General features: G+C 72.1%; 10 protein-coding genes and 2 pseudogenes. 10 read left to right on the forward strand and 2 right to left on the reverse strand.

Annotation, left to right across the window (positions count from 1 at the left end):
* Window positions 1–65 precede the first annotated feature (65 nt).
* The 10 genes and pseudogenes from G6R25_RS17775 (at window position 66) to G6R25_RS17815 (ending at window position 8,289) form a co-directional block, all read left to right on the forward strand.
* Window positions 66–827 carry a nickel-dependent hydrogenase large subunit gene (locus G6R25_RS17775; RefSeq protein WP_235948904.1) on the forward strand — a complete coding sequence of 254 codons (762 nt, stop codon included), beginning with the start codon at window positions 66–68 and terminating at the stop codon, window positions 825–827.
* Window positions 820–1,494, forward strand: coding sequence for a NifU family protein (locus G6R25_RS17780; protein ID WP_235948906.1), 675 nt, complete (start codon window positions 820–822; stop codon window positions 1,492–1,494). The genes G6R25_RS17775 and G6R25_RS17780 overlap by 8 nt, the downstream gene beginning before the upstream one ends.
* The gene (locus G6R25_RS17785) at window positions 1,457–2,065 is read left to right on the forward strand and encodes a DUF5947 family protein (protein WP_235948908.1); all 609 of its coding nucleotides are present in this window, start codon (window positions 1,457–1,459) and stop codon (window positions 2,063–2,065) included. Before G6R25_RS17780 ends, G6R25_RS17785 begins: the two co-directional genes overlap by 38 nt.
* 33 nt (window positions 2,066–2,098) lie before the next feature.
* Window positions 2,099–2,308 (forward strand): hypothetical protein, encoded by a 210-nt coding sequence (locus G6R25_RS17790; protein WP_163553883.1) that lies wholly within the window; start codon window positions 2,099–2,101, stop codon window positions 2,306–2,308.
* A 264-nt stretch (window positions 2,309–2,572) separates the two neighbouring features.
* Window positions 2,573–4,255: pseudogene (hypF, locus tag G6R25_RS17795) on the forward strand (carbamoyltransferase HypF); the annotation flags it as partial.
* A 115-nt stretch (window positions 4,256–4,370) separates the two neighbouring features.
* Window positions 4,371–4,871, forward strand: coding sequence for a Kae1-like domain-containing protein (locus G6R25_RS31810; protein ID WP_473246912.1), 501 nt, complete (start codon window positions 4,371–4,373; stop codon window positions 4,869–4,871).
* A 121-nt stretch (window positions 4,872–4,992) separates the two neighbouring features.
* Entirely contained in the window at window positions 4,993–5,226 is a 234-nt protein-coding gene (locus tag G6R25_RS17800) for a HypC/HybG/HupF family hydrogenase formation chaperone (protein ID WP_336501715.1), read from the forward strand.
* Window positions 5,223–6,370, forward strand: a pseudogene (hypD, locus tag G6R25_RS17805) (hydrogenase formation protein HypD). Before G6R25_RS17800 ends, hypD begins: the two are co-directional and overlap by 4 nt.
* Before the next feature lie 52 nt (window positions 6,371–6,422).
* A complete protein-coding gene (gene hypE / locus G6R25_RS17810) occupies window positions 6,423–7,427 on the forward strand; it encodes a hydrogenase expression/formation protein HypE (RefSeq protein WP_235948910.1) in 1,005 nt (334 codons plus the stop codon).
* A gap of 448 nt (window positions 7,428–7,875) precedes the next feature.
* Entirely contained in the window at window positions 7,876–8,289 is a 414-nt protein-coding gene (locus tag G6R25_RS17815) for a cold-shock protein (RefSeq protein WP_163553886.1), read from the forward strand.
* A 62-nt stretch (window positions 8,290–8,351) separates the two neighbouring features.
* Here the strand turns inward: G6R25_RS17815 and G6R25_RS17820 are convergent, their stop codons facing one another.
* On the reverse strand, window positions 8,352–9,182 hold the full coding sequence (locus G6R25_RS17820; RefSeq protein WP_163553887.1) for a PhzF family phenazine biosynthesis protein: 831 nt from the start codon (window positions 9,180–9,182) through the stop codon (window positions 8,352–8,354).
* Window positions 9,179–9,850, reverse strand: a 672-nt coding sequence (locus tag G6R25_RS17825) for a DUF1707 SHOCT-like domain-containing protein (protein WP_163553888.1), incomplete at its 5' end; no start/stop codon positions are given. The genes G6R25_RS17820 and G6R25_RS17825, both read right to left, overlap by 4 nt.

Here is a 9,850-nt window from a genome sequence, read left to right on the forward strand (position 1 = left end):
CCTGGATGCCCGCAACCAGCTAACCCAAGATCAAACAAATACCTGACCAGTTACACCCCGTCGACATGCGTCACCCGTGGAACCAGACGACCTTCCCGGATCCGCAGAAGCGGGACTTCGGCGAGAAGTACAGCTGGGTGATGAGCCCGCGCTGGTTCGACGAGGGCAGCGGCGACCATCTGGCGCTCGACACCGGCGGCGGCTCGTTCGCTCGCCTCTACGTCACGGCGCTCGCGGGCCTGGTCGACACGCCGTACGTGACCGCGCGCGACGGCGCGGTGAAGATCTCGCTGCCCCGCAGCCGCACCCTGCCCGCCATGGACCTGAAGTGGTCCCCGCCCGCCTGGTCGAACGCGATCGAACGGGACCGGGCCCGGGTGTACTTCGTCGTCTACGCGGCGGGAATGGCACTGCACTTCCTGGAACGGGCGATGACGCGGGTGCGCTCCGGCGACACCCGGACCCTCACCGACTTCGAGGTGCCGGACGAGACGATCGGCTGCGGCTTCCACGAGGCGGTGCGCGGGGTCCTGTCCCATCACATGGTCGTGCGGGACGGGAAGATCGCCAACTATCATCCGTACCCGCCGACGCCGTGGAACGGCAGCCCACGGGACTCGTTAGGCACGCCGGGCCCCTACGAGGACGCGGTCCAGAACATGCCGATCTTCGAGGAGAACGGCCCGGAGTCGTTCAAGGGCGTCGACGTGATGCGTGCGGTGCGCAGCTTCGATCCCTGCCTGCCCTGCGGGGTCCACATGTACCTGGGCGGCGGCCGCACGCTGCGCACCGTGCATTCGCCGATGTTCGGGGCGAGTCATGGCTGATCCGGTCGTCGAGGGCGGGCATCGCCTCGACGACCGTGCGGTGCGGGAACGGTTGACCCACCTCGACGAGGCGCTTGACGAGGCGCTTGCCCAGGTGGAGCGGATCCCGGGGCCGAGCGGCGAACTGGCTCTGGACGCGGTGGCCACGCTCGCGTCGGTGTACGGCGAGGCACTCGCGCGGGTGGCCGGATACGCCGCCGGCGCCGCCGACATGACCGCCGCGCTGACCGCCGACGAACTGATCGGACACCTGCTCGTCCTGCACGACGTGCACCCCGAGCCGATGGGCCAGCGGGTGACCCGGGCGATCGAGCGGCTGCGACCGGCGATCCGTGACCGGGGCGGCGAGCTCGAGCTGGTCGGCATCGAGCGGGGCGTGGCGGAGGTCAGCCTGACCCTGGGGGGTGCGGCTCGGCGGCGGGGGAGGTCCTGGACGCGGTGCGCGAGGCCGTGCTGGGGGTCGCGCCCGAACTGTCGGACGTCCGGCGCCAGGCCGTCTCGGGCGGCGCCCACCGGACCGCCTTCGTCCCCCTCGACGCGGTGCTCAACCCGCCGCTCGCCGGGAGCGTGCGGCCGTGACGACCGAGTTGCGTCCCGCGGCCGGCCCCGGCGGCGCCTTGGACCGGGTGGTGCGGGCCGGTGCCATCCGGGCCGGGCAGGACGGTGAGCGGTGCGATCTGTGCGCCGCCGGCGTGCCGAACGATCACCGGCATCTGCTCGACGAGTCGCGCGATTCGGTGCTGTGCCTGTGCCGGGCCTGTGCGCTGCTGTTCGACCGGGACGCCGCCGCGCGCGGCCATTACCGGCTCATCCCACAGCGGCGACTGCGCGTGGTCGACCTGGACCGGGACGGGTCCGATCCCCGAGCGCTGGGTATCCCGGTCGGGTTGGCGTTCATCGTCCCCGGCGACGACGGCGAGGTACGCGCCCGCTACCCGAGCCCGATGGGCGCGACCCACTGGGACCTGGAACCCGTGGCCTGGCGGCGGCTCGTAGCCAGGGCTCCGGTGCTGGCCGGCCTGACCCCCCGGGTCGAGGCGCTGTTGGCGAACACCGCACGCAACCGCCGGGAGTTCTGGATCGTCCCGATCGACGACTGTTACCGACTCGTCGCGGTCGTCCGACGCGAGTGGACGGGGTTGTCGGGGGGCATTCGCGTCTGGCCCGCGGTCGACGACTTCTTCGCCGCGCTGCCCGACCGCTCCCGCCGTGGCTCCCCGCTGGGGCGCGGCGGCTGACTGACTGACGACTGACCAGGAGGGGAAGGCGCCATGGCACCGATCCGCGTCGGCGAACCCGGCGTCCGCCCGGATGCGACCGCGCATGTCAAAGGGGTCCGGGAGGGCAACGCCCTCGGTTCCTACGAGATGGAACCGGGCCACCACCTCGACGGCACCGCCGATGCCCGCCGCTCGACCGGCATCCGGCCGGGTGACCGCAATCCGATCTCGCCGAGCATGCCCAACCTGTCGCCGGGTTGACCGCCGCATGGCGGACCGCACCGCCCGGCCGAGAACCGTTCCGAGGAGGGAATCGATGAGCAGCCGTAAGAAGCTCCTGGTCGCCGCCGGTGCCGGCCTGGCCGGCATGATGTGGCGGGAGTACCCGTCCATGGTCCGGTACCTGCGCATCAAGCGGCTGTGATGGTGGGCAGCCCAACCCGGCCCGCATCGGCGCCAGCGCCGGCGCCGGCCACCGGACGTTCCCCGGCGCGCTTCGGCGGGCGGCGCTGATGTCGTCTGACCGTGCGTGGCCTCGTCCAGGGCGTCGGCTTCCGTCCGTTCGTCCACGCGGCCGCGACCGACCTGGCCCTCGCCGGCTGGGTGTGCAACGACGGCGACGGCGTGATCGTCGAGGTCGAGGGCGCGCCCGGCGCGGTGGCGGAGTTCGTCCGGCGGCTGACCGCCGACGCCCCGCCGCTGGCCGTGATCGAGCGGGTCACGGCGGCGGACCTGGCGCCCCGCGGCGATGCGGCGTTCACGATCGCCCGTTCCCGGGTGGGAAACGCCCCGCGCACGATGGTGTCCCCGGACGTTGCGACCTGCCCGGACTGCCTGCGTGAACTCACCGACTCGGCTGATCGCCGCTACCGCCACCCGTTCATCACCTGCACCAACTGCGGCCCGCGATTCACGATCATCGCCGGCCTGCCCTACGACCGGCCGGCGACGACGATGGCCGGTTTCCCCCTGTGCGCCGCGTGCGAGCGGGAGTACCGCGACCCGCGGAACCGACGCTTCCACGCGCAGCCGATCGCCTGCCCGGATTGCGGGCCCCGCCTGGAATTCGTCCCGGCGACGGGGGAGACGGTCGGCGGCGACGATGCCCTGGCCACCGCGGCCCGGCTGCTGACGGGCGGGGGCGTCCTCGCGGTGAAGGGCCTCGGCGGCTACCACCTGGCCTGCCTCGCCACGGACCAGGCCGCCGTGGCCACGCTGCGCCACCGCAAGCGGCGCGGGGACAAGCCGTTCGCCGTCATGGTCGCCGACCTCACCGCCGCCCGGCGCCTCGCCCGCCTCGACCAGCGGGAGGCGGCGCTGCTGACCGGGCCCGCCCGCCCGATCGTCCTGGTCGACCGGCGCGACGACGGCCGGCCCGTGCTCGCCGCCGCGGTCGCGCCGAACAGCCCCGACCTCGCTCTGCTGCTACCCTACACCCCGGTGCACCACCTGCTGCTCGCCGCGGTGGCGGCGGCCGGGGGATCGCCGGGGCCGCTGGTGATGACGTCGGGCAATGTCGGTGGCGAACCCATCGCCGCCGACGACGCCGACGCCCGCCGCCGGCTCGAACCTCTCGCCGACGGCTGGCTGCGTCATGACCGACCGATCCACGTGCCCTGCGACGATTCGGTCGTCCGGGTCGTCGAGGGTGACCTGCTGCCGGTCCGCCGCTCCCGGGGATTCGCCCCCCTGCCGGTGCCGCTGCCGTTCGCCGTGGCGCCGACGCTGGCGGTGGGCGCCGACCTGAAGAACACCTGCGCGCTGGGCGTCGACCGCTCCGCCTGGCTCAGCGGTCACATCGGGGACATGGACGACGCCGACACGCTGCGGACCTTCACCGCCGCCGAACATCACCTCGAGCGGCTCACCGGCATCCGCCCCGCCGCGTTCGTCGCCGACGCCCACCCGGGCTACCGTTCCCGCCGATGGGCTCGGCGGCACGCGGCCGGGCGACCCGTGCACCCGGTGCAACATCATCACGCGCACGTGGCGGCGGTGATGGCGGAGCACGGTCTGGCCGGGGACCGTCCCGTCGTGGGATTCGCCTTCGACGGCACCGGCTACGGCGCCGACGGGACGGTGTGGGGCGGCGAGGTGCTGATCGCCGACTACCGCGGCTTCGAGCGCTTCGCGCACCTCGCCTACGTCCCGCTGCCCGGCGGGGACGCCGCCGTGCGCCGCCCGTACCGGATGGCCCTCGCGCACCTGTGGGCCGCCAGCGTCGGCTGGGATGGCGACCTGCCGCCCGTGGCGGCCTGCCCCCCGGCGGAGCGGCGAGCCCTGGCCCATCGCCACCGGGCTGGCCTGCGTGCCGACCACCAGCATGGGACGACTGTTCGACGCGGTGAGCGCCCTGCTCGGTATCCGCCACCGGGTCGACTTCGAGGCCCAGGCGGCGATCGAGCTGGAGGCCCGCGCCCGCCGCTGCCCCGACGGCCCCGACGCCTGGCGCAACCGGTACGCCTTCGCCGTCGACCGACCGGTGCCGGGCGGACCGCTGGTCGCCGATGCGGCGCCGGTCATCCGCGGGCTCGTGCGGGACACCCGGCGCGGGCTTGCTGTCGAGGCGAGCAGCGCCGGCCTGCACGGCGCGGTGGTGGCCCTCGTCGTCGACCTGGCCCGGCGGGCCAGGTCCGAGCGGGGACTTCACGTCGTGGCGCTGACCGGCGGGGTGTTCCAGAACGTGCTGCTCGCGACAGGGGTCGCGCGGGCGCTGCGCGCAGACGGCTTCACGGTCCTGCGGCATCGGCGGGTGCCGCCGAACGACGGCGGCATCGCGCTGGGACAGCTCGCGGTCGGTGCGCGGGTGCCGGGAAGCGGCTGACATGTCGAATCCGATCCGGCGGTGGGGCTGCCCGCTGCGCCGGCGAGCGAGGGGGTGAACAGCGGTGTGTCTCGCGGTTCCGGGACGGGTCGTCGCCATCGGGGAACGGGACGGCATCCCGATGGCCGAGGTGGATTTCGGGGGGGGCAAGGACGTCTGCCTGCAGTACCTGCTGGACACCAGGGTCGGCGAGTACATGATCGTCCACGTCGGGTTCGCGATCCAGCGGCTCGACGAGCAGTCCGCGCTCGAGACGCTGGCCACCATCGCCCGGATGGGGCTGCTCGCCGAGGAATTCGACGGTGGGCCGGGCCCGTCGGCCCGCGATGCCCGGACGGAGGGGGTGAACCGGTGAAATATCTCGAAGAGTTCAGCGACCCCGAGCTGGCCGGTCGGCTGTTGGAACAGATTCATGCGGTGACGACCAGGCCATGGTCGATCATGGAGGTCTGCGGCGGGCAGACTCATTCGCTCATCCGGCACGGGATCGATCAGTTGCTGCCTGCGGGCGTCGAGATGATCCACGGCCCCGGCTGCCCCGTCTGCGTCACCCCGCTGGAGATCATCGATCGTGCTCTTGAGATCGCCTCCCGACCGGGGGTCATCTTCTGCTCGTTCGGCGACATGCTGCGGGTTCCCGGCAGCGGCCGGGACCTGTTCCGGGTGAAGAGCACAGGCGCCGACGTGCGGGTGGTGTACTCGCCGCTGGACGCTCTGGCGATCGCCCGACAGAACCCGGACCGGCAGGTGGTGTTCTTCGGGATCGGGTTCGAGACGACGGCGCCGGCCAATGCGATGACCGTCTACCAGGCGCGGCGATGCGGGGTGCGCAACTTCTCGCTGCTCGTCTCGCATGTCCTGGTCCCGCCGGCAATTGCCGCGATCATGGAATCGCCCAGCTGCCGTGTCCAGGCGTTCCTCGCCGCCGGACATGTGTGCAGCGCGATGGGCACCGGGCAGTACCCGGACCTCGCCCGTCGGTACCGGGTGCCGATCGTTGTCACCGGATTCGAGCCACTCGACCTCCTCGAGGGCATCCGGCGGACCGTGATGCAACTGGAGTCGGGCCGCCACGAGCTGGACAACGCCTACCCACGGGGGCCGTGCCGGCGGCCGGGAACCCGGCGGCCATCGCGATGCTGCGGGATGTCTTCACGGTGACCGACCGGGCCTGGCGCGGCATCGGGGTGATATCGAACAGCGCCTGGCGGCTGTCGGATGCCTACCGGGAGTTCGACGCCGAGACGCGTTTCGCCGTCGGCGACATCCATACGGCGGAGTCCTCGGTATGCCGCTCGGGCGAGGTGCTGCAGGGCCTGATCAAGCCGCATGAGTGCGCCGCCTTCGGGCACCGCTGCACGCCACGGACGCCGCTCGGTGCCACGATGGTGTCCGCCGAGGGGGCGTGCGCGGCCTACTACCTCTGCCGGCGGCTCGACCAGCCGAACGCGACGGCCCAGGCCGGCGCCCAACCCGCGCGGGAGGTGGCCCGTGCCTGACCTCGCAGCCTGGACCTGTCCCGCCCCGCTGGCGGATTCCCCCACCATCGTCATGGGACACGGCGGCGGCGGCGCGATGTCCGCGGAGCTCGTCGAGCACCTGTTCCTGCCGGCATTCCAGGACCCGGCCGCCGCGACCGAGCTGGGGGACGCCGTGGGGGACGCCGCCGTCGTCGCGCTCGGCGGCGCGCGGGTGGCCTTCACCACCGACTCCTTCGTCGTGCGCCCCCTGTTCTTCCCCGGTGGCTGCATCGGTGACCTCGCGGTCAACGGAACCGTGAACGACCTGGCCATGGTGGGTGCGACACCGTGCTACCTGGCGACCGCCTTCATCCTGGAGGAGGGCACCGAGCTCGCCGAGCTCGGCAGGGTCGCCGAGGCCCTCGGCGCGGCGGCCCGGGTGGCCGGGGTCCGGCTTGTCACCGGGGACACGAAGGTCGTCGACGCCGGCCACGGTGACCGGGTCTACGTCAACACGACCGGCCTCGGGCTGCTTCCCGACGGCGTTGACATCAGCCCGGGACGGGCCAGCCCGAAAGACGTCGTCCTCGTGAGCGGCGAGATCGGGGCGCATGGGATCGCCGTCCTCAGCTGTCGCGAGGGACTGGAGTTCTCGACGGAGGTCCGCAGCGATACCGCGCCGCTGAACGGCCTCGTCGCCGCCATGCTCGACACCGGCGCGGACATCCACACGCTGCGCGACCCCACTCGCGGCGGCCTGGCCGCGACCCTCAACGAGATCGCGCGAGGCGCGCGGCTGGGAATCGCAGTCACCGAGCGGGCCGTCCCCGTGGCGCCTGCGGTCGCGGATGCCTGCAGCATCCTCGGGCTCGACCCGTTCGCCATCGCCAACGAGGGGAGACTCGTGGCCGTGGTGCCGGCGGCGGACGCCGATCGGGTGCTGGCGGTGATGCGGGCGCATCCGGACGGCCGGGACGCCGCCGCGATCGGTACCGTCACCGAGGACAATGCGGGAATGGTGGTCGCCAGGACCGGGCTCGGTGGAACCCGCGTGATCGACCTGCCGATCGGCTCGGAGCTCCCGCGTATCTGCTGAGGCGACACCGCCGCTCCGGTTCCGCACCGCGAGGCACGCCAACCGGGAAATGGCCCGGAGGGACGAGATGGGGAAACGCATGCACTGACCACCTCTCGATAACGGATCTGGCGTGCCGGCGGCGTGGTGATAGCGGCAAGCATAACCAGGCCGGCCGGCGATGTCGAACATGTGTTCGCATCATTCTTGGCCTTGTGGTTGTTTCTTGAGGAAGTGGTCGTGGCGGCGAAGAATACGCCGCCGGATCGGCGAGGAACCTCGTGCCGTGCCACTCGCGCCGGCGGCCGCTATGCGCAGGTTGGCGGGATGGACTCGGTGGGTCGGGGTCCGCATGGTGCCGAAGCGGGTATGATTGGCGGCCTGGTACCCAGGTCCGCCGGGTGGCGGTTGGGCGGACGGGGGCATCATGGTCGAGATGATGGTCTTTCTGGTGCTGTTGAGGTGAGTCGTGAGTACAGGTAAGGTCCTTCGGTTTGATCACGTGCGGGGCTACGGCTTCATTGCCCCCAGTGACGGCGGTGACGATATTTTTCTGCACGCAAACGATCTTCTTGTGGAGAAGAATCTTATCGTTCCCGGAACCTTCATGGAGTTCGACGTTGAGGAGGGTGAGCGTGGCCTCAAGGCCAGCGCGGCGCGTATCGTCAGCTCCGGTCCCTCGGTTTCTCCCGCCGTGCCGCGGGTAGCTGCGCATGCCGACGATTCCGACGGTCTTTGCGACGTCCTCCCGGTCGGTGAACTCACGCAGGAGGTGACCGAGACGCTGCTGCGTGTCGAGCCCACCCTCACCGGGGCGCAGATCATCAGGATCAGGAGCGAGCTGATCCGGATCGCCGAGAAGTACGGCTGGGTCGAGAACTGACCGGCGCGCCTGCGACGGCGGGCGAGCCGTGGCGTGCGGGGCCGACGATCACCCCTCGGCGGTTACAGCTCGGCGGTGCCTGACAAGCAGGTGACCGTTGCGCCGGCGACCCAGACTGTGCCGTCGGCGTCCGTCGAGATGTGGATCCGGCCGGCCCGGTGCAGCACCGAGCCCTGGCTGGCCGTGTAGGGCGCGCTCGCGCGGCCGGTGCGCAGCAGCCACTGCGCGAGCGATGCGTTCAGGCTGCCCGTCACCGGATCCTCCACCGTGGCGTCGCCCGCCGGCACGAATGCCCGCACCTCGAACGCCGTCGCCGAGCCCGGCGGCCACGGCCCGACGACACCGAGCGGCAGATCGACGCCGCGCGGTCGCAGCGCCAGGACCGACTCGGCGTTCTCGAGCAGGACGGCGACCCAGCCAGGGCCGTTATCCACCCATTCCGCCGCGACCATGTCGTCGGCGGCGATGCCGAGCATGGCGCTGATCCGCGCGACGAGTGCCCCCTCGACCGGCCCGGAGCGTCGCAGCGGCGGCGCCGCGAAGGCGAGGCCATCCGCCGTCCGCCGCAGGGGCACGAGCCCCACCCCGCACTCCTGGACGATCTGGGTCGGTCGAGCCGACGCCGGCCGCTCGCCGAGCCAGGCATGGCAGGTGCCGAGCGTGGGATGCCCGGCGAACGGCAGCTCGGTCGACGGGGTGAAGATCCGGACCCGGTAGTCGGCCGTCGGCGACGTCGGCGGCAGGACGAAGGTGGTCTCCGACAGGTTCGTCCAGCGGGCGAACCGCCGCATCGCGTCGTCGTCGAGTCCCGTTCCGTCCAGGACCACCGCCACGGGATTGCCCTGGTAGGGCGTGGTGGTGAAGACGTCGACCTGACGAAACGGGCGACTCATCCGGACGTTCCGGGTCGGTCGCGGCCGAGCCCGTTGCCTCGACCCGGGTCGAGGCTCTTGTGCACCGATCCCGTGGCCGCCCGCGGCGGCTTGCTGCGAACCTCCACGCCGCCCATCACCGCTACCGCCCGGATGCGTACGACGGGCGCTCCCGATCGGCGCGGCGTGTCGGCCACCTTGACGGTGCGGCCGCCCATGACCGATACGCCGGTCACCTCGACCTCCACCCCCTCCGGAACGATGATCTCGATGCCGCCCATCACCGCGACCGCCGTGATCATCAGTGCCTCCGTGGGGAAGGCGACCTCCCGCAGGTCCAGCTCGATGCCGCCCATCACCGCGACGGCACGGGTGTGCCGGCTCGGGCGCCACCGCCCGCCGCGCTCGTTGCCGCTCATCACGGCGACCGTCCAGTCCACCTCGGCCGGTCCCCGCCGGGTCGGGTCCAGCGCGCGGTCGGGTCCGACCGCGCTGGCCGTGGCGCTGCCGGAAGCGGCCAGATCGGCCGGCTGAGTCGGCCGAGTCGGTTGAGCCGGCTCAACCACTGCGGCGAACAGGTTCGGCTGGTTCGGCAGATCGATCGTCAGGGGGGTGAAGTCCGCGCGGGTCCGGGCGGCGTAGGCGGCTCCGACCCGCTCGTCGTACTCCGCGAAGGTCAGTCGCCCCTC

It is taken from the genome of Candidatus Frankia alpina (assembly GCF_902806485.1).
Classification (GTDB): domain Bacteria; phylum Actinomycetota; class Actinomycetes; order Frankiales; family Frankiaceae; genus Frankia; species Frankia alpina.

What these genes read in the sequence shown, in the direction of transcription:
- G6R25_RS17820 (WP_163553887.1), bottom strand. Translation starts at nt 9,182, where the DNA reads ATGAGTCGCCCGTTTCGTCAGGTCGACGTCTTCACCACCACGCCCTAC.
- G6R25_RS31810 (WP_473246912.1), top strand. Translation starts at nt 4,371, where the DNA reads ATGGGACGACTGTTCGACGCGGTGAGCGCCCTGCTCGGTATCCGCCAC.
- G6R25_RS17790 (WP_163553883.1), top strand. Translation starts at nt 2,099, where the DNA reads ATGGCACCGATCCGCGTCGGCGAACCCGGCGTCCGCCCGGATGCGACC.
- G6R25_RS17780 (WP_235948906.1), top strand. Translation starts at nt 820, where the DNA reads ATGGCTGATCCGGTCGTCGAGGGCGGGCATCGCCTCGACGACCGTGCG.
- hypE (WP_235948910.1), top strand. Translation starts at nt 6,423, where the DNA reads ATGGGACACGGCGGCGGCGGCGCGATGTCCGCGGAGCTCGTCGAGCAC.
- G6R25_RS17800 (WP_336501715.1), top strand. Translation starts at nt 4,993, where the DNA reads ATGGCCGAGGTGGATTTCGGGGGGGGCAAGGACGTCTGCCTGCAGTAC.
- G6R25_RS17775 (WP_235948904.1), top strand. Translation starts at nt 66, where the DNA reads ATGCGTCACCCGTGGAACCAGACGACCTTCCCGGATCCGCAGAAGCGG.